Source organism: Serratia marcescens, from assembly GCF_029846115.1.
Lineage (GTDB): Bacteria > Pseudomonadota > Gammaproteobacteria > Enterobacterales > Enterobacteriaceae > Serratia > Serratia marcescens_L.
This window is the reverse complement of sequence record NZ_JARVZZ010000001.1, coordinates 3126865-3146523: the sequence shown is the minus strand read 5'-3', so window position 1 is coordinate 3146523 and position 19659 is coordinate 3126865. Positions and strand designations below refer to the sequence as shown.

Here is a 19659-nt window from a genome sequence, read left to right as displayed (position 1 = left end):
TTTCATCTCAGCTGGAGCAGGAAATCTCCAGATGTTTGCCCCAGTCCGGCGGCAGCGCGGCGAGATCGTCATACTCCGGCGCTTCGTCGAACGGCCGCAGCAGGGCCTGATGCAACCGCTGCAAACGGCCCACGTCGTCTTTCTCCGCGTCCTCAATCGCCTGCTGCGCCAGATAGTTGCGCAGGATCAGCCGCGGGTTCACCGCCTTCATCGCCCGTTGCCGCTCCGCATCGCTCACCTGCTCCTGCTGCAAACGCTGACGATACTGCTGATACCAGGCGTCGAACGCCGCGCGGTCGATAAACTCGTCGCGCAGCGGCGACTGCGCCTGTTGCTGTTCGGTTTCGCTCAACAGGCGGAACGTGCGGGTATAGTCCCGCCCTTCCTGCGCCATCAGGCTCAACAGACCGGTGAGCACGTCATTATCCTGCGCCGTCGGCGTGAAGAAGCCGAGTTTGGCGCGCATCTGTTCGCCGTAGGCGCGCATCAGCGCCGGCTCATACGCCGCCAGCGCCTGCTGCAGCTGTTCGGTGGTCATCAGCCCAGACAGGGTTTGTGCCAGGCGATGCAGGTTCCACAGCGCCACCGCCGGCTGATTGTCAAAGGCGTAACGCCCCTGATGGTCGGAGTGGTTGCAGATATAGCCGGGCTGGTAGTCGTCAAGGAAGCCATAAGGGCCGTAATCGATGGTCACACCGAGAATCGACATGTTGTCGGTGTTCATCACGCCGTGGGCGAAACCGACGGTTTGCCAATGGGCGATCAGGCGCGCCGTGCGTTCGACCACGTCGGTAAACCACAACAGGTAGCGCTCGGTCTGATCCTGCAGTTGCGGCCAGTGACGGGCGATGACGAAATCCGCCAGCTGCCGCACCTGCTCCGGCTGTTTACGGTAATAAAAGTGTTCGAAGTGGCCGAAGCGCACATGGCTTTCCGCCACCCGCATCAGCATGGCGCCGCGCTCCGGCTGCTCGCGATATACCGGTTGTTGGCTAGTGACGATGGTCAACGCTCGGGTGGTGGGGATCCCCAGATGGTGCAGCGCCTCGGAGGCCAGAAACTCGCGGATCACCGAACGCAGCACCGCGCGGCCATCCCCCATGCGTGAATATGGCGTCAGCCCGGCGCCCTTCAGGTGCCAATCGCGGTGGCTGCCATCCGCCATGACCTGTTCGCCCAGTAAAATGCCGCGGCCATCGCCCAGTTGCCCTGCCCACACGCCAAACTGATGGCCACTGTACACTTGTGCCAGCGGCTGCATGCCCGGCAGCAGCGTTTCTCCCGCCCAAATCGGGGTCTTATCCTCGGTAAACCAGCTTTCGTCCAGCCCCAGTTCGCGCGCCAGCGGCTCGCTGTGGTACAGCAGGCGCGCATCCTTGAGCGGCGTCGGGTTCAAGGCGGTGTAGAAACCGGGTAATTGTTGGTAGTAAGCGTTATCGAATTGCGGCATAGGCCCTCCGTTTCAGCGTAGTGTAGAGCGTGCACGGGCGGATTAACACCGAAGGAATGCAGGGAGAACGCATCCGCCTGTCGTCAGGACGGATGCAGGGAGTTTGGCGTTTCCGCCTGGCGGTGGAAACGCGGTTTAACGTCGGCTGACAAACGCAGTTATCAGCATAAAACGATGGCGAATAACGGCGACGGAATCACGGTAACCTCACCCCGCGCATTATTTACCTCATTGTGTGTAGTTTTTTATATCACTTCTTAATTATTGAACTCGCTGGGCATCGTCAGCAAAGCTTGCAGATTATCCACACCAACGCTGGGCCATAAAAAACCTTGCAGGCCTAAAACACCGGCGTATCTGAGTTTATTAAAGTACTCTTTTTTCTCTATTCCTCCGACGATCACGCCTTTACATAACAGGTTGATATTCTTTAACAACGAGTCTATGACCACGTCATACCCCTGATGGGTAAACAGCTGCCAGTAAAAACGCTTGTCTATCTTTACGTAGTCAAACAAACCATCGTACAGCGCGGTCAACGTAGCCTTACCGGAACCGAAATCATCGAGCCACAGCGTAAACATTTCGCTTAATCGCCGCACGCTCGGGTTGTTCTTCCCGGCCGAAAGATTCGGAAAACTCTCACTCATTTCAAATGCAATAAAAGGATATTGCCCGATCCGTTGGCACAACGCCGAATCGGAAAGAATAAGCTCAACGATGGTTTCTTCGATATTGATGGTCAACTGCACGTTGTTACCGGTAAACCAAGCCGCATGCTGCTCCGCAAGTTTCAATTGCTCATTAAATAACTCAATCCTTTGTTCAGGCGTCAATAAATTAATCCCAATTTCGGCCGGCATGGCCAAATCACCATCGAGACTGTTGAAACGGCTCAACATTTCCACCGCCAGCAGCCCGCCCTCCATTGAGTAAACAGGTTGAAAAACATAGCTACTAATAAAGTCAGCTTCGAGTTGGATGTTCATTTTAATGCCACAGGATGAATGGCTAGCGTATCATCGTATATCAATATATTTTATCGATCAATCCCTCTGGGATTAATCGGAAATATCAATGTAAATACCCATGAAATATCATTTAATTGATAGATTAAAGCTATACGACAATCGTGAAAGGCGCAAAGAAAAGCAGCCTGACTTATGCCATAGCGGCCGCCAAACGCGTTATGTGAAAAGGTATTTGGCTTAAGTGGAATGGATTGGCCGCTAAATTTGACTTATCTCCTTTGTTTTATTTAAGAAAAATCTTAAATAAAGTAAAATAATCTTTCCTTCTTAACGCCGATTTTTCCCGCCGTTAACGACGACTGATTAAATTTAATAACGCATCAATTCCGCCCGTTATTCTCGGCATTGAAAACGTAAAAAAGTGCCCATCTTGATTTTCAGAAAATCTGCGCTACGCCCCTGCTAAACGCCGATTTCAGTGATAAAAAAAGGGATGAGCACGCTCATCCCTTCATCACCAGGCCTCCGCTAACGGATCGTTTCGCTCAGCCATTGCCGCAACTCGGCTAATTCGGCCGCCTGCTGAGGATACTCTTCCATCAGTCGGTCACAGCAGGCGGCGACGGGCTCACTGCGGTACGCGCAGCCCACCAGCATGTCCGCCAACCGCTGCAGCGGAGCGGGATTAAGGCTGTCGGTGAACACCTGCGCGCGAACAATCGCCCCCTTCTCCACATCGAAGAACAGGTCTACGCCGCCCCAGACGAAACGCTCGTTAAGCAAGTGGCTGAACGCCGGCGCCTTGCCAAAATTCCATTCCCAACTGCTCTGTTTGGCAAACTGCGCGGCAAAATCGGGCAGATCGGGGAACACGTCCGGCGAAATGATCTCCGGCTCGGCCGTCTCGCCATAGTGGGCGAAGAAGGCCTGCACGATGGCATCGCATACCTGTTCATGGCTGATGCCCGGCAAAAACTCCGCCAGATTGGCGACGCGCGAACGCACTGAGGTAATCCCCTTGGCCTGCAGCTTTTTGGGATCCGGATTGAGGTAGTCCGCCAACCGTTCCAGATCGGCGTTCAGCAGCAGCGTGCCGTGATGGAAGCCGCGATCCTGCGTTTCTCGATAGGCCGAACCGGATATTTTGCGCGGCCCGTCGGCGGTTTCCATCACCAGATCGTTGCGCCCCGACGCGCCGGCCGTCACGCCCAGCTGGCGCAGCGCCTGCAGAATGATGTCGGTCGAGACGCTTTTGTCGTAACCCGGTTTGCCGGCCATAAAGGTGAAGCAGGTATTGCCCAGGTCGTGAAATACCGCCCCGCCGCCGCTGCTGCGCCGCGCCAGCCGAATGCCGTCCTGCTCCATGCGCCGGGTATTGCACTCTTTCCAGGGGTTCTGCGACTGGCCAATCACCACCGTTTCGGCATTGCGCCACAGGAAGAGAATTTTTTGCGTGGTCATTTCGCGGAAGATGCACTCTTCCACCGCCAGGTTGAACCAGGGATCGTAGGAGTCGGAGATCAGTAAACGCAGGCTGTTCATGGCAGGCACCGTTCAAAACACGAGATGCCGCCATGATACACCAAATCAACGGGTTAAGGCTAAATGCGTCGCGCCTGCCAGTACACCCGCTTCCAATAGACGTTATCGAGCGAGGAGCGGATCACCCCGCGGCTGGTCGACGCGTGGATAAATTGGTCGTTGGTGTCGTAAATGCCGACGTGCAGGCCGTTCTCACCGCCGCCGGTTTTGAAAAACACCAGATCGCCCGGCATCAGCTCATCGCGCGATACCTTGGTGCCCAGTGAGGTTTGTTCTTCGGTCGAACGCGGCAGTTGCATGTCGAAGCGATCGCGGAACGTGCGGTAAACAAAGCCGGAGCAATCTACACCGCCGCGATCCAGGCCGCCGTAACGGTATGGCGTGCCGTACCACTGGCGCAGTTGTTCATTTAGTTGGGCCACCACCACGATAGAATCCGCCAGGCGGCCGCTGGGCGGCGGCGCATGGCTGCTGCAACCGGCGAGGATCAAACTGGCTAATAAAAACCACACACGCATCCGCATAATATCCCTTCATTGAACACGTTGCCGCATTATGCCATCCGGTACACCACCACACCGCCTGCGAGGCAAAGCCGACACCACGTAAGGAGAGCGCTATTTTGCGTTAATTTATCTCCCGCACGGGGAAAAAGGCAAGCGCCATGAGGGAGATAATAGCAGGATCGCCGGTTTTGACCCTATTCCGGCGATTTTGTCTCGGATTTGCTGTTAATCAGCCACACGCCGAACAGAATAAACAGCGTGCCCAACGTTTTCAGCAGCGTAGCGGACTCGTTAAACCACGGCAGGATCACCGCCGCCAGATAGACCAGCGCGTAGCTGACGCTCAGCAGAGGATAAGCGCGGTTTAAAGGCAGGTGGCGCAGCGCAAAGAACCAACACAGCATCGACAGCGCATAGCCAAAGATGCCGCCGCCCACCGCCAGCAGCGGTAGCCAGTCATTGCCTATCAACGCCAACGAGACATCGGCGAACGACATCAGCGGGATCTGCACCATGCCCCACTTCATCAGCAACTGCGCCAGCGTCACCAACAGGACGCTGGCGGCGCCCCAGGCATAGCCCTTCATGAATGCACGCTCATCAGCAGGATCCCCAGCATAATCGACGCCACGCCGCACCAGTGGCGAGCGGTCGTCGGCTCATGAAACAGCCAGCGCGCCGCCAGCGTCACCATCACGAAGTTCAGGCTGAGCATCGGGTAAGCCAGGCTGAGCGGCAGGCGTTGCAGCACATTGAGCCACACCGCCATGCCCAGCCCCAGCAGCAGCACCGCCAGCGCCAGCCAGCGCAGCGTCTGTTTCAGCCGCGCCTCGTCCGCCCGTTCCCAACAGTGCGCCGCCTGTTTCTGGCACAGCTGCCCACCACAGGTGAGCAGGCTGACCACTATCACCAACAGAAAACCGATCATGGTTGCTGTTTATACCACATCAGCACCAGGCGGTTCATGCGATCCACCTTGTCTGCGGCAGGTAGTTCCTGCGGCAGCGCTTCGCCACGGGACAGCTGCAGCACCAGCGACACGTTCCCCTGCTTGCGTGCCTGCGCCAGCCACTGCGGGAAGTCGGCGTCGCTGATCAGGTGGCCCTTGGCGTCCGGATACTCCAGACCATAGGCCACCTCGCCTTTCTGGCTGTACATCAGCACGTCGCTGCGCTTCAGCTCCCAGGCCAGGCCGGCCGCGAGCCCGACGCTGTCGCTCAACACATAGCGGCTGTCGCTCAGTTCGGCCATCGTGGCGCGGGCGAAGTTTTGCGGCAGCTTGGAATCGGTCACCTGTTGCGGGATGGCGTAACCGATCACCAGGCACAGCAGCACCGGACAAGCCGCCGCCCAGCGCCATTGGCGGCCGTTATCGCGCACGGAAACCAGTGCGAACAGCAGCCAGCCGCCGAAGGCGATCAGGCCGAGCACCACCTTCGGCCACTCCTGCGGAGTAAACAAATGCGCTTTCGGCAGCAGACCGGAGCTCAACACCACCAGCGCCACGATGCCGATCAGACCGAACAGGCCGTTCAGCCAGGCGTTGGCCTTGAACAGCCGAGCGCGCAGCGTGGCCGCGTAATCTTCCGCATAGGCGGTCATCAGCAGCGCCAACGGCGCCATGCACGGCAGAATGTAAGTCGGTAGCTTGCCTTTGGCGATGCTGAAGAAGATCAGCGGCATCAGCGCCCAGCTCAGCAGGAAGAACAGCTCCGGGCGCTGCACGCGTTCGCGCCAACCTTTAAGCAGCGCACCGGGCAGCAGCGCCAGCCACGGCAGCACCGCCGCCAGCAGGACCGGCAGGTAATACCAGAACGGTTCCTTGTGCTGGGCATTATCTTCGGCGAAACGCTGAATATGCTCGACCCAGAAGAAATAATTCCAGAAGTCGGGTTCTCGTTGCGCGATCGCCAGCGCCCACGGCAGGCTGAGCAGCGTAGCGGTCACGATCGCCACCGGGCCATAGCACAGCAGATCCTTGATGCGGCGTTGCTGAATGACGATCGGGATCACCGCGATCACCGGCACCGCCAGCGCCAGGAAGCCCTTGGTCATAAAGCCCATGCCGCAGGCCAGGCCCAGCAGCGCGTAGGCGCCCAGCTTGCCTTTGACCGAGGTGGCTTTCAGCGTCAGGTAGTAGCTGACCATCGCCGCCGCCAGCCACAGCGAGATCATCGGATCCAGCACGCTGTAGGTGCCGATGCTGAACACCAGCACCATCGACAGGAATATCAGCGCCGCCAGGCTGGCGCGGCGCGCATTGCGCCACATCAGCATCGCCAGCGCAAACACCAGCAGTGCGGTCATGCCGGTGCTGAACACCGAGCCGAAGCGCACCGCAAAGTTGTTTTCGCCGAACAGCCACTGGCTGATGTTATTGAACCAGTAACCCGCCACCGGCTTTTCGAAGTAGCGCAGCCCCAGCAGGTGCGGCACAACCCAATCGCCGCGCTGCAGCATTTCACGGCTGATCTCGGCATAACGCGTCTCATCCGGCTGCCACAGCAGGCGGCCGTTAAGCGGGATCAGGTAAACCAGAGCAAAAAAAACGGCCAGCAGAATGGCCCAGGATCCTTTTAGCGCCTTCATGTAACGTCCTTCACATCGGTTTGACAGCCCAGCCAACCTTCGCGACCGGGGAAAGGAGCGCGCTTGATGCGGCCCAACGGCAGTGACGCCAAATCTTGCGGTAACAGCGCGCTCAGCGGACAGAATTCGATGCCCTGCCGCTGTGCGCGTTGCAATAACTGTTCGAACATCGCCGCCTGCGACATGCCTTCCACTTCGGTGTGAATGGTGTACACCGGCACGCCGCGATCGTTCTCGATGGCGCGCAGAATGTAGTCGTTGAAGTCGGCCATACTGACTTCGCTACCAATCACTTCGTCGAAGGTCGGCAACGTCACCGGGATCTGCACCGTGCCGTGACGCCCGTCGCTCAGCACCGGACGGAACGGATGGGTGCCGCGGCAATCGCTGTTGTAATGGAAGCCGAAGCGTTGCTTGACCTCCAGCACGCGCGTATCGGCACGCCAGCCCGCCACGGCGGAGCATTTCACCGGCTGGCCGGTGCTGGCGCTCAGGGCGTCGACGCCCAGCTGTACCTGTTCGGTCAGCTGGGCGTCGCTCCACTTGCCGACCTTGGCCTGCCACCCCTGGTGATCCCAGGCGTGCAGCCCGACTTCATGGCCGGCTTCGGCGGTGCGCTTCATCAGCGGCCCCAACGCCCGTGAAATATTGCGCCCCGGCCAGGCGGTGCCGGCCAGCAGAATATCCAGGCCGTACAGCGAAGCGGCGTTCGAACGCAGCATTTTCCACAGAAATTTCGGACGCAAAAGGCGCCAAAGATGGCGCCCCATGTTGTCCGGCCCCACGCTGAAGAAGAAGCTGGCCTGAATGTCGTACTTTTCGAACAGGTCCAGCAACTGCGGCACCCCTTCACGGGTGCCGCTGAAGGTATCTACATCAACCCGCAGACCGACTTTCTTCATGCACCGTTCCCTTCCTGAACGGTAGTGCGCAGGAAGTAGTCCAGCGTATCGGCGACGGTTTGCTTCATCTCGATGGTCGGCTGCCAGCCCAGCAGGCGGTGAGCGTTCTTGATGCTCGGCGTGCGGTGCTCAACGTCCTGGTAACCTTTACCGTAGTAGCTGCTGCTCTCCACGTCCTTGAAACCGGCAAACGGCGGGAAGCGGTCGCGCAACGGGTGGTTGTTGAAGCTTTCCAGCAGCATTTCCGCCAGCTCGCGAATGCTCGCTTCGTTGGTCGGGTTGCCGATGTTGACGATCTGGCCATCGCACAGGCCGTCGCGGTTCTCGATGATGCGGAACAGCGCTTCGATGCCGTCGTTGATGTCGGTGAAGCAACGTTTCTGCGCGCCGCCGTCCATCAGTTTGATCGGCGAGCCTTCCACCAGGTTGAGGATCAGCTGGGTGATGGCACGGGAAGAGCCGATACGCGCAGCGTCCAGGTTATCCAGGCGCGGCCCCATCCAGTTGAACGGACGGAACAGCGTGAACTTCAGGCCTTCTTTGGCGCCGTAAGCCCAGATCACCCGATCCAGCAGCTGTTTGGAGACCGAGTAGATCCAGCGCTGTTTGTTGATTGGCCCGACGATCAGGCGCGAATGGTCTTCGTCGAACTCTTTGTCGTCGCACATGCCGTACACTTCGGAAGTGGACGGGAAGATGATGCGCTTGTTGTATTTCACGCAGTCGCGAACGATCTTCAGGTTCTCTTCGAAGTCCAGCTCGAACACGCGCAGCGGGTTACGGGTGTATTCGATCGGCGTCGCGATCGCCACCAGCGGCAGCACCACATCGCATTTCTTGATGTGATACTCGATCCACTCGGAGTGGATGCTGATGTCACCTTCCACGAAGTGGAAACGCGGGTTATCGAGGAAGCGGCTGATGGCGTCGGAACCAATATCCAGGCCGTAGATGTCGTAGCGATCGTCGCGCAGCAGGCGTTCGGTCAGGTGGTTGCCGATGAAGCCGTTGACCCCGAGGATCAGCACGCGGGTGCGGCGCTTCATCACGGCATTCGGCTTGGCGGCCAGACGCACGTCGGTGACGATGCCCATTTCCTGCGCCAAGCGGCTGCCCTGCACGTACAGGCCGCTGTCGTTCTGACCGGCAACGATCTCCAGCGCGCCTTCGCCGCAGGCGATAACCAGCGGCGAGGTGCTCAGTACGGTGCCCGGCTGCTTATCGTGTTGGGTATCCAGCACGCGAGAGCGCCAGACGATCAGCTTGCGCTGGCCGAGGTAGCTGAAGGCACCCGGGTACGGCTCGGTGACGGCGCGCACCAGGTTGTTGATCTCTTTGGCGGATTTGTGCCACAGGATCTCGCCGTCCGCCGGGGTGCGGCGACCGAAGTAGCTGGCCTGAGACTCATCTTGCTTGGTGAAGGTGGCGGTGCCGTTTTTCAGCTTCGGCAGCTGCTCTTTCAACACGACCTGCGCGGCTTCCAGCACTTTTTTGTGCAGCGTCAGCGCGGTGTCGTTGTCTGCGATGGTCACTTTCTGCTGACCCACGATGTCGCCGGCGTCCGGGCGTTTCACCATCTTGTGCAGCGTGGCGCCGGTTTCGGTTTCGCCGTTCACCAGCGCCCAGTTCACCGGGGCGCGGCCACGGTAGTGCGGAAGCAGCGAACCGTGCAGGTTGAAACCGCCCTGCGGCGCCAGCGACAGGATCTCGTCGCTCAGCATGTGACGGTAGTAGAACGAGAAGATCACGTCCGGCTGCAGTGCGCGGATGCGGTCAACCCACAGCGGGTGATTTACGTCTTCCGGCGCATAGACCGGCAGATCCAATTCGGCGCCCAAACGGGCCACGGAGGAGAAGAAGTTGTTCTCACCAGGGTCGTCGGTGTGCGTGAATACGGCCTGCACGTCATAACCCGCCTCAGTCAGCGCTTTCAGACCTGCGCAGCCAATATCATGGTAAGCAAATACAATAGCTTTCATCATTCTTCTTCCTGAGTATTGTGGTCCTGCTGTGCACCGACCACTTTCTGAACAAAATAGCGAGGACGCGCACGCACGTCGGTATAGATGCGGCCGATGTATTCACCCAGTAGCCCCATGCCGACAAACTGGGCGCCGATAAAGGTGAACAGGACGGCAAAAAGGGTGAACACGCCGCCGGCGGCCCATTCAGGGCCGAGCAGCAGACGTAGCGCAATCAGCACCAGTGCCAGCACAAACCCGGACAGCGCCACGATGCTGCCGACCACGCTGAGCAAACGCAGCGGCGTGGTGGTCAGGCAGGTGATCAAGTCGTACATCAGGTTGATCAGCTTCATCAGACTGTACTTGGAGTCGCCAAACTCGCGCTCGGCGTGACGCACGTCGATCTCAGTCGTGCGACGGGCGAAGGTGTTCGCCAGAATCGGGATAAAGGTGCTGCGCTCATGACAGTGCAGCATCGCTTCAACGATATGACGACGGTAGGCGCGCAGCATGCAGCCGTAGTCCCCCATCGACTTGCCGGTGGCGCGTTGAATCATCATGTTGATCACGCGCGAGGCACTTTTGCGGAACCAGGAATCCTGACGGTTGGCGCGCACGGTGCCCACCACGTCATAACCCTCTTCCGCGACGCTGACCAACCGTGGGATCTCCTCCGGCGGGTTCTGCAGATCGGCGTCCAGCGTAATCACCAGATCGCCGGTCACCTGATTGAAACCGGCCATAATGGCCGAATGCTGGCCATAGTTGCGGTTCAGCAAGACGGCGATCACGTGGCTGCCCGGCTTTTCCGCCGCCGCGGTCAGCATGTCGGCGGAGTTGTCGCTGCTGCCATCGTCGACGAGGATGATTTCATAAGGTTGAGATAACTGCTTACAGGCGGCAGTAGTCCGCTCCAGCAACGCCGGCAGGCTTTCCTGCTCGTTGTATACCGGGATAACTACCGACACTTTTTTAATCGGTTCAACGCGAGACACGTAAAGACTCCACAACAGAAGACAAGGCATTGACCACGCGATCCACGTCGGCGTCGGTCATGTCAGGGAATAGCGGTAAGGTGCACAGCCGCGCCGAGTTCCATTCGGTATTCGGCAAAGAAAGCTGCGGATAACGCTCACGATAGAATTTCTGGGTGTGCGCGGCGCGGAAATGCAACCCGGTGCCGACGCCAACTTCTTTCAGGCGCTCCATCAGCTGGTCGCGATCGATGCCGCAGCGCTCAGGATCGACACGGACCATAAACAGGTGCCAGGCGTGGTCATGCGGGTAATCCGGCACGCCCAACGGTTGGAACGGCGAGCCTTCCAACGCGTTCAGGTAGCGCTGTGCCAGTGCCTTACGGCGCGCGTTCAGCTCAGCGAAGCGCGACAGCTGCACCACGGCGATCGCAGCGTGAATGTCGGACAGGTTGTACTTGTAACCCGGCTCCACTACTTCAGCCTGCGGTTTGCGGCCAAGCTGCTGGCGATCGAAGGCATCGACGGCCAGGCCGTGGAACTTCAGGCAACGCAGGCGATCCGCCAGCGCATCGTCGTCGGTGGCGATCAGGCCGCCTTCGGCGCAGGTCACGTTTTTAATCGCATGGAAAGAGAAAATCGCCGTGCCGCGTGCGCCGACCCATTTGCCGTTGTAGCGCGTGCCGACCGCGTGGGCGGCGTCTTCGATCAAAGGCAGACCATGGCTTTCGGCCACGGCGCGCAGCGCATCCATCTGCAGGGGAGCACCGGCGTAATGCACCGGAACAATCGCTTTGGTATTCGGGGTGATAGCAGCCTCGACATCGGCGGCGCTGACCATCAGCGTATCACGGTCAACGTCGATCATCACCGGCGTGGCGCCCAGCAGCTCGATCATGTTGAGGGTGGAGACCCAGGTTTGCGAAGGGGTGATGACTTCATCGCCGGGGCCGATGCCGAGCGCCATCAACGTGATGTGCATGCCCGCGGTGGCGGAACTGACGGCGATGGCGTGCTTGCAGCCGAAGGTGGAACAGAAGTTACTTTCCAGTTGCTGGTTTTGCGGCCCGGTGGTGATCCAACCGGAGCGCAACACTTTCTCTACCGCGGCGATTTCTTCATCGCCGATGGCCGGACGAGAGAAAGGCAAAAATTGATCCATAGTTAACCCCAAACGTATCGAGCTGCTTTTGATGACACTGTAAATCCCTTTCGTTTAACGAATATTAAACGCCAGAGAAGAATCATTTCCGTGGATTAACTAACAATGTAAGGCGGCAAGCTTAACTAAACCTTAAGACGAGACTTGTCATCAGTAGGAGAACTGATAGGTAGGCGCCGTCATCATTAATTTAAATTTATTATTAAAATCAAATAGTTATATTTATTAATAATTATTTACTTATTTTATTTTTTCCGAATCAAGCGTAGCACGCCATTGACGTTTTTCAAGAAAATCCACGAGAAAATGAGAGGCAGCACAATAATAGCCGATGATTACCCGGCTATTTATATTCACTACGTTTAGTTTTCGTTTACATTTATGCCGTCAGGGCGAATTAAGCCGTGCGGGTCATGATCCAACGCTGGTTCCCCACCCATTGCAGGTGGAAATCCACTTCATAGATCTGCGACAACAGCGCGGGCGCCATCACCTCACGGGTGATGCCCTGCGCGACCAGCTGCCCAGCATGCAGCAACCAAACCCGATCGGCCTGCTGCAGGGTATGATTCAGATCGTGCGCGCACACCAGCGCGCTACGTCCACTTTGGCAGAATTCGCGCAGCAGGCGATCCAGCGCGACCTTTTGCGCCACGTCCAGGCTATTGGTCGGTTCATCCAGCAACAACAATCGGCTGTGCGGATTGACGCTGGGCCACACCTGCAGCAATACCGCCGCCAGCCGCACCCGTTGCCATTCTCCACCGGAGAGCTGCGTCAGCATGCGTGACAGTTTATCCACCAACTTCAACCGCTGGCACAAATAGAGGATGGCGTGCTCCACCTCGGTTTGCGCCGCTGCCGCAGGCCGGTGCAACGCCAAATACTGAAACACCGGCATCAGCGACACCGGCGGCTGTTGCTGACTGAGATAACCGCGGCGGCGCGACAGCTCGTTCCCCGGATAATCGGCCAACGCGCGCCCGTCCAGGCGAACCTCGCCCAGCCCCGGCAGCATGCCCGCCGCCCGCGCCAGCAAGGTACTCTTCCCTGCGCCATTTGGGCCGATCAGGTGAACCTGCAACCCGCCGTCAATCTGTGCCGAAAAAGGCGCCAAGCGCCCCGCCACCCCAACCTCAACGAGTTGCAGCATCCGTATTAACCTGCCAGCGCTTGTTTCACCGCCGCCACCAGCGCCGGATCCTCTGGCGTGGTGTCAGGCGAGAAGCGCTGGATCACCGTACCGTCGCGCGCGACAAGGAATTTCTCGAAGTTCCACAGAATATCGCCGGGGTGCTTCGGTGCGCGCCCCTTGCTGGTCATCCGCGCCAGGAACTCGCTGCCTTCCGGTGCGACAGCTTCCGGCTGTGCGGCAATCAACGCCTGATACAGCGGATGACGGTGCTCGCCGTTCACCTCAATCTTGGCGAACATCGGGAATTGCACGCCGAAGGTGCCGCGGCAAAACGCCAGGATCTCTTCGTTGCTGCCCGGCTCCTGGCCCAGAAACTCATTGGACGGGAACCCCAGAACTTCCAGCCCACGTTCGCGATAGGTTTCGTACAGCGCTTCCAGCCCTTCGTACTGCTTGGTCAGGCCGCACTCCGAGGCCACGTTGACCACCAGCAGCACCTTGCCCTGATAGGCGCCCAGCGTGGTCGGCTGATTTTCAATGGTTTGTAACGGCAGGTTGTCGATTGGCTTGCTCATCGGTTGTCATCCTTTGGTTTTTTAATCGCGGGTGAATGAAGAAAACTACCTTACGCCTTTTGTCCGGGTCAGTAACCAGATAAATAGCGGCGCCCCCAGCGTGGCGGTCACCACGCCGATCGGCAGCTCGGCCGCCAGCAGCGCAGTGCGGGCGATCACATCGGCCACCAGCAACACTGCGGCCCCCGCCAGCGCGCAGGCCGGCAGCAGATAGCGCTGGTCGGTCAGGCCGGTGAGCCGCAAAATATGCGGGATCACCAGCCCGACGAAGCCGATCACCCCGGCGAGCGCCACACTGACACCGACCAGCCAACCGATCGCCAGCACCAGCAGATTGCGCCACAGATGCAGCGACAGCCCAAGTTGGCGCGCCTGCACTTCGCCCAGCGCCATCAGGTTGAGCGCCTGCCCCTGGCCACACAGCCACAGCAGCACCGGCAGCAGCGCCAGCACCAGCCATTTTTGGCGCCAGTCGACGCCGCCGAAACCGCCCATCATCCAGTACATCAGCTGCCGCAGATCGAGACTGGTGCTGAAATAGACCGCCCAGGTCATCAGCGCGCTGCACACGATGCCCAGCGCCACACCGACCAGCAACAGTCGCGCATTGGTCAGACGTCGCCGGCGAGCGAAGCCCAACAACAAGAAAGTCATCGCCAGCGCACCGGCTATCGCGGCGGCGCTCATCAGCGCCACCGGCAACAAACCGTGCCCCAACAGCACCGTCAGCACCAGCGCAACGCCGGCGCCGTTAGCGACGCCCAGCAGACCGGGCTCCGCCAGCGGGTTTTCAAACAACGCCTGCATCACCGCGCCCGCTACCGCCAGGGCGGCGCCGACCAGCATCACCGCCAGCGCGCGCGGCAAACGCAGTTGCCAAACGAACAGTTGTGCCCGATCGCTGAACCACTCTGACGGCCATATCCATTGATCGCCGGCGCAAAGGCTGAACAGCAACGCCACAACCACGCCCAGCGCCAACAGACTGAGCTGGCGTTTATCGCGGTAGCGTTGATGTTGCAACAGTAAGGTGAAGGTACGGCTGGTTGGCATGGCGCGGCGATTCCCTGCCGGCCGCTGTCGTGGCCGGATAATTGACGTTTGAGTCGAATATTAGGGGGTTAACGCCGCAAGGGGAAGCCTTGCGTGGATGATGGCGCAGGAAAGCAGCGGCTGGCCTTACCCGTCATCGCGACGGTGATGGCAAAACCAGCCGCCGATAAACTCAGGAATTAACGATGCGGGCCAGCGTTACCCGGTGGATAAGGCTGACCGCGGCCGTCATCACGGCGATCAGGGCCACCTCGATCGTCATGACGGTGGTCGTGGTCGCGATTATCGCGATCGCCGTGGAACGGATTGCCGCTGCGTTCCGACTCGCGATGCTCATAGCCACGCGGCGGCGAAGGTTGCCAACGTCCGCCGTCCCAGTACATGCCGCGCGCATTGCGCTCGCCCAGACCGCGGCCCTGGTGCGCATGCCACCACTGCGGTGGACGCCAGTCGTAGCCATCCCAGTAGTAGCCGCGACGGTCCTGATCCCCCAGATGCAGGGAAACACCCGGCACGTTGATATCGACGGACACATCGGCCTGCGCCGCCAGCGGCAGCAACAGCGGGAAACACACCAGCAACAGGATCTTTTTCATTTTACCTTCTCACTCTATTTTTCTTGCTGCAGTGGTTATATCAGCGTGCTTATTTAACGACTATCTCACCGATGCCTATTTTCAGATTGTTTTCGACGGCCTTACATAATCCATACACTGCTTACCGCCGCCTTTAATTATCATAACCACTGACAAGGTTTAACGAATAACTGACGTCACTCAAGCCGCATGACAATTATAATTAAATGGATTTCCACCGGAGGATAATAAGATGATTAAACGTATAGGTATGTTGCTGGCCACTGCAGCCCTGGCCTCGAGCCTCAGCGCCTGCTGCTGGGGCCCACACTGGGGCGGCGGCCATCGCGGCGACGGCCCTGGCCATTATTACGGCCGTTATTGAAATAGCAAATAAGACTACCCATCAAATAAAATAAGATATGAGAATATTCTGCAAATGAGATTAAATAAATTTTCGCCGTAGTACTTTAATGATTAATTTTAATTCTCATATTGCCCATTAGGAATAAACTGAATTTTCCAAAAAAAAAGAAAAAGGCCGCACAAGCGGCCTTTTTTGATGTCACGTCACTCACCCTTTCGGGCTGGCGTTTTCTACCCGGCTTTTCAGCTTCTGCCCCGGACGGAAGGTCACCACGCGGCGCGCCGTAATCGGAATGTCTTCGCCGGTCTTCGGGTTACGCCCCGGACGTTGGTTCTTGTCACGCAGATCAAAGTTGCCAAAACCCGACAGTTTTACCTGTTCGCCATTCTCAAGGGCCCGACGGACCTCTTCAAAGAACAGTTCCACCAGGTCTTTGGCGTCCCGTTTGCTAAGCCCAAGCTTCTCAAACAGGTGTTCTGACATTTCAGCTTTAGTAAGCGCCATAGGTTCAATCCCTCAAGGATGCTTGGAATCGCTGTTTTAGAGCCTCTACGCATTTTGCAACGGTAGCGGCTATCTCCTCTTCTTCCAGTGTACGAGCGGTATCCTGCAATACCAGACTGATAGCCAGGCTCTTGTCACCTTCTGCCACGCCCTTGCCACGGTACACGTCAAACAAGTTTACGCCAACTACCTGATTTGCGCCAACTTTCTTACACTCGGCCAAAATATCTTCTGCGGGGACGTTTTCAGCCACCACAACGGCGATATCACGGCGGTTTGCCGGGAAGCGCGAAATCTCCCGCGCCTGAGGCACGGCGCGGCTCGCAAGCTTGTTCCACTCCAGTTCAAACACCACAGTGCGGCCGTTAAGATCCAGTTTACGTTCAAGTTCCGGGTGAACCACACCGATGAAACCTACGCGTTCGCCATGCAAATAAATCGCCGCACTTTGCCCTGGATGCAGGGCTGGATTGGCTTCCGCCCGGAACTGAATTTCGGATAATTTACCGGTCAGCTCGAGGACCGACTCCAGATCCCCTTTTAAATCATAGAAGTCGACAGGCTTGCGCGCCAGATCCCAATGCTCATCGTGCGTATGGCCGGCGATCACGCCTGCCAGCATGACGTCCTGACGAATACCCAGATCTGCCGCACTATCAGGCACAAAGCGCAAGCCGCTTTCGAACAGGCGCAGACGCGTCTGCTGACGGTTCTGGTTATACACCACCGCAGACAGCAAACCGGTCCACAGCGACAAACGCATCGCCGACATTTCGACCGAAATCGGGCTCGGCAGAATCAGCGCTTCTTCATTCGGGTGCAGCAGTGCCTGCACTTTCGGATCGACGAAGCTGTAAGTGATCGCTTCCTGATAACCGTGATCGACCAGCATGGTCTTCACGCGTTTCAGCGTCAGATCGGCTTCGCGATGCTGGGTCATCACCAGATCGGCACGAACCGGCACATCCGGGATATTGTCGTAGCCGTAAACGCGCGCCACTTCTTCCACCAGGTCCTCTTCGATCTCCATATCGAAACGCCAGCTCGGCGCGACCGCTTGCCAGTTGTCGCCCTGTTCGGTCACCTGGCAGCCCAGGCGGCGCAGAATGTCGCTAACCTGCTCGCTCGGCACCACGTGGCCGATCAGGCGATCCAGCTTCTCGCGGCGCAGCGTGATGGTAGCGCGCTTCGGCAGTTCGTTTTCATGGGTCACGTCAATAATCGGGCCGGCCTGACCGCCGCAGATATCGAGCAACAGACGCGTGGCGCGCTCCATCGCTTTGTACTGCAACGCCGGATCGACGCCGCGCTCATAGCGATGAGAAGCATCGGTGTGCAGGCCGTGACGGCGTGCGCGGCCGGTGATAGACAGCGGGCTGAAGAAGGCGCACTCCAGCAGCACGTCCTGAGTTTCCCCGTTGACGCCGGAATGCTCGCCGCCGAAGATACCGCCCATCGCCAATGCTTTTTGATGATCGGCGATCACTAAGGTGTCGGCGCTCAGTTTGGCTTCGTTGCCGTCCAGCAGCGTCAGGGTTTCCCCTTCTTCCGCCATACGTACCACGATGCCGCCGTCGATGCGGCTCAGATCGAAGGCGTGCATCGGCTGGCCAAGTTCCAACAGCACATAGTTGGTGACGTCTACCACGGCATCGATAGAACGGATACCGCAACGACGCAGTTTTTCACGCATCCACAGCGGGCTTGGTGCCTTGACGTTGATGCCTTTCACCACGCGGCCCAGATAACGCGGGCACGCCTGCGGCGCGTCAACGCGGATCGGCAGCGTAGCGTCGATGGTGGCGGCCACCGGGCTCATGTCCGGCTCGGTCAGCGCAACCTGGTTCAGTACGCCCACGTCTCGCGCAACGCCGATGATGCCCAGGCAGTCGGCGCGGTTCGGCGTGACGCTGATCTCGATGGTGTTGTCGTTCAGTTTCAGATAGTCGCGGATGTCGGTGCCGATCGGCGCATCCAGCGGCAGCTCAATGATACCGTCATGATCGTCGGAAATGCCCAGCTCGGAGAACGAGCACAGCATGCCTTCCGAAGGTTCGCCGCGTAGCTTGGCGGCCTTGATTTTGAAATCGCCTGGCAGCACCGCGCCCACGGTGGCGACCGCCACTTTCAGGCCGGTACGGCAGTTTGGCGCGCCACAGACGATGTCGAGCAGGCGTTCGCCGCCTACGTTAACCTTGGTGACGCGCAGTTTGTCGGCGTTCGGGTGCTGGCCGCACTCGACCACCTCGCCCACGACGACGCCGTTAAACGCGCCGGCAACCGGATCCACGCCGTCCACTTCCAGGCCAGCCATGGTGATTTGATCGGATAATGCTTCGCTGCTGATGGCCGGGTTTACCCACTCGCGCAACCAGAGTTCACTGAATTTCATGTGATATTCCCGCCTTACTTAAACTGTTTGAGGAAACGCAGATCGTTTTCGAAGAATGCGCGCAGGTCAGTGACGCCGTAACGCAGCATAGTCAGGCGCTCCATGCCCATACCGAAGGCGAAGCCGGAGTAAACTTCCGGATCGATGCCCACGTTGCGCAGCACGTTCGGATGCACCATGCCGCAGCCCAGCACTTCCAGCCACTTGCCGTTCTTGCCCATCACGTCCACTTCAGCGGACGGCTCGGTGAACGGGAAGTAGGACGGACGGAAACGAACCTGCAGGTCTTCTTCAAAGAAGTTGTTCAGGAAATCGTGCAGCGTGCCCTTCAGGTTGGTGAAGCTGATGTCTTTATCGACGATCAACCCTTCCATCTGGTGGAACATCGGGGTGTGAGTCTGATCGTAGTCGTTACGATAAACACGGCCCGGCGCAATGATGCGGATCGGCGGCTGCTGGTTCTTCATGGTGCGGATCTGCACGCCGGAAGTCTGGGTGCGCAGCAGGCGCGTGGCGTCGAACCAGAAAGTATCGTGGTCGGCGCGCGCCGGGTGATGCCCTGGAATGTTCAGCGCGTCGAAGTTATGGTAATCGTCTTCAATCTCCGGGCCGGTGGCAACGGAGAAGCCCAACTCGCCGAAGAAGGTTTCGATACGGTCGATGGTGCGGGTCACCGGGTGCAGGCCGCCGTTCTCCATGCGACGGCCCGGCAGGGACACGTCGATGGTTTCAGCCGCCAGGCGCGCGTTCAGCGCAGCGCTTTCCAGCGCGTTCTTACGCGCGTTCAGGGCGTCTTGCACCTCTTGCTTGGCCTGGTTGATCACCGCGCCGGCCGCCGGACGGTCTTCCGCCGGTACGTCACGCAGAGACTGCATCTGCAAGGTGAAATGACCTTTCTTGCCAAAATATTCGACGCGCACCAAATCTAACGCGGCAACATCCTGGGCATCTTCTACGGCTGCCTTGGCATTGGCAACCAGCTCTGCGAGATGTGGCAT

At 58.6% G+C, this 19659-nt stretch carries 19 protein-coding genes; 1 reads left to right on the top strand and 18 read right to left on the bottom strand.

The window, feature by feature from the left end; genetic code table 11:
• Positions 1-7: 7 nt before the first annotated feature.
• The 15 genes from QDT79_RS14885 to QDT79_RS14815 all read right to left on the bottom strand — a co-directional run bounded on the left by QDT79_RS14885 (position 8) and on the right by QDT79_RS14815 (position 15419).
• Positions 8-1450: a protein adenylyltransferase SelO gene (locus tag QDT79_RS14885; protein WP_130017983.1), complete on the bottom strand. Its 1443-nt coding sequence runs from the start codon at positions 1448-1450 to the stop codon at positions 8-10.
• 257 nt (positions 1451-1707) lie between these two features.
• Positions 1708-2439 (bottom strand): EAL domain-containing protein, encoded by a 732-nt coding sequence (locus QDT79_RS14880; RefSeq protein ID WP_063989695.1) that lies wholly within the window; start codon positions 2437-2439, stop codon positions 1708-1710.
• Between the two features lie 510 nt (positions 2440-2949).
• Positions 2950-3963, bottom strand: coding sequence for a lipoate--protein ligase (gene lplA, locus QDT79_RS14875; RefSeq protein WP_063989694.1), 1014 nt, complete (start codon positions 3961-3963; stop codon positions 2950-2952).
• 59 nt (positions 3964-4022) lie between these two features.
• Entirely contained in the window at positions 4023-4487 is a 465-nt protein-coding gene (locus QDT79_RS14870) for an NlpC/P60 family protein (RefSeq protein ID WP_016927954.1), read from the bottom strand.
• 176 nt (positions 4488-4663) lie between these two features.
• Positions 4664-5056, bottom strand: coding sequence for a 4-amino-4-deoxy-L-arabinose-phosphoundecaprenol flippase subunit ArnF (gene arnF, locus QDT79_RS14865; RefSeq protein ID WP_130017981.1), 393 nt, complete (start codon positions 5054-5056; stop codon positions 4664-4666).
• Positions 5053-5397 (bottom strand): 4-amino-4-deoxy-L-arabinose-phosphoundecaprenol flippase subunit ArnE, encoded by a 345-nt coding sequence (gene arnE / locus QDT79_RS14860; RefSeq protein ID WP_033642887.1) that lies wholly within the window; start codon positions 5395-5397, stop codon positions 5053-5055. Before arnE ends, arnF begins: the two co-directional genes overlap by 4 nt.
• Positions 5394-7058, bottom strand: a complete 1665-nt coding sequence (gene arnT / locus QDT79_RS14855) for a lipid IV(A) 4-amino-4-deoxy-L-arabinosyltransferase (RefSeq protein WP_149559644.1) — start codon at positions 7056-7058, stop codon at positions 5394-5396. The genes arnE and arnT overlap by 4 nt, the downstream gene beginning before the upstream one ends.
• Positions 7055-7960, bottom strand: coding sequence for a 4-deoxy-4-formamido-L-arabinose-phosphoundecaprenol deformylase (gene arnD / locus QDT79_RS14850; protein WP_107226881.1), 906 nt, complete (start codon positions 7958-7960; stop codon positions 7055-7057). The genes arnT and arnD overlap by 4 nt, the downstream gene beginning before the upstream one ends.
• The gene (gene arnA, locus QDT79_RS14845; protein WP_063990339.1) at positions 7957-9939 is read right to left on the bottom strand and encodes a bifunctional UDP-4-amino-4-deoxy-L-arabinose formyltransferase/UDP-glucuronic acid oxidase ArnA; all 1983 of its coding nucleotides are present in this window, start codon (positions 9937-9939) and stop codon (positions 7957-7959) included. The genes arnD and arnA overlap by 4 nt, the downstream gene beginning before the upstream one ends.
• Positions 9939-10919 (bottom strand): undecaprenyl-phosphate 4-deoxy-4-formamido-L-arabinose transferase, encoded by a 981-nt coding sequence (gene arnC, locus QDT79_RS14840; RefSeq protein ID WP_063989690.1) that lies wholly within the window; start codon positions 10917-10919, stop codon positions 9939-9941. The genes arnA and arnC overlap by 1 nt, the downstream gene beginning before the upstream one ends.
• On the bottom strand, positions 10906-12060 hold the full coding sequence (gene arnB / locus QDT79_RS14835) for a UDP-4-amino-4-deoxy-L-arabinose aminotransferase (protein WP_308316659.1): 1155 nt from the start codon (positions 12058-12060) through the stop codon (positions 10906-10908). Before arnB ends, arnC begins: the two co-directional genes overlap by 14 nt.
• 397 nt (positions 12061-12457) lie before the next feature.
• The gene (btuD, locus tag QDT79_RS14830; RefSeq protein WP_107226883.1) at positions 12458-13213 is read right to left on the bottom strand and encodes a vitamin B12 ABC transporter ATP-binding protein BtuD; all 756 of its coding nucleotides are present in this window, start codon (positions 13211-13213) and stop codon (positions 12458-12460) included.
• Between the two features lie 5 nt (positions 13214-13218).
• On the bottom strand, positions 13219-13770 hold the full coding sequence (locus tag QDT79_RS14825) for a glutathione peroxidase (protein ID WP_063989687.1): 552 nt from the start codon (positions 13768-13770) through the stop codon (positions 13219-13221).
• Between the two features lie 45 nt (positions 13771-13815).
• Positions 13816-14823 (bottom strand): vitamin B12 ABC transporter permease BtuC, encoded by a 1008-nt coding sequence (gene btuC, locus QDT79_RS14820; protein ID WP_063989686.1) that lies wholly within the window; start codon positions 14821-14823, stop codon positions 13816-13818.
• A gap of 179 nt (positions 14824-15002) precedes the next feature.
• Positions 15003-15419 carry a DUF2502 domain-containing protein gene (locus QDT79_RS14815; RefSeq protein WP_063989685.1) on the bottom strand — a complete coding sequence of 139 codons (417 nt, stop codon included), beginning with the start codon at positions 15417-15419 and terminating at the stop codon, positions 15003-15005.
• Between the two features lie 232 nt (positions 15420-15651).
• Here QDT79_RS14815 and QDT79_RS14810 point away from each other — a divergent pair, with 232 nt between their 5' ends.
• Positions 15652-15783 carry a hypothetical protein gene (locus QDT79_RS14810; protein WP_308316658.1) on the top strand — a complete coding sequence of 44 codons (132 nt, stop codon included), beginning with the start codon at positions 15652-15654 and terminating at the stop codon, positions 15781-15783.
• Between the two features lie 189 nt (positions 15784-15972).
• On the opposite strand, the gene ihfA is transcribed toward QDT79_RS14810, so the two are convergent.
• Genes ihfA through pheS form a run of 3 tightly spaced genes read right to left on the bottom strand, consistent with a single transcriptional unit; the run spans position 15973 to position 19659 of the window.
• A complete protein-coding gene (gene ihfA, locus QDT79_RS14805; protein WP_004931414.1) occupies positions 15973-16269 on the bottom strand; it encodes an integration host factor subunit alpha in 297 nt (98 codons plus the stop codon).
• A gap of 4 nt (positions 16270-16273) precedes the next feature.
• Positions 16274-18661 carry a phenylalanine--tRNA ligase subunit beta gene (gene pheT / locus QDT79_RS14800; RefSeq protein WP_063989684.1) on the bottom strand — a complete coding sequence of 796 codons (2388 nt, stop codon included), beginning with the start codon at positions 18659-18661 and terminating at the stop codon, positions 16274-16276.
• Positions 18662-18675: 14 nt separating this feature from the next.
• Positions 18676-19659 (bottom strand): phenylalanine--tRNA ligase subunit alpha, encoded by a 984-nt coding sequence (gene pheS, locus QDT79_RS14795; RefSeq protein ID WP_004931416.1) that lies wholly within the window; start codon positions 19657-19659, stop codon positions 18676-18678.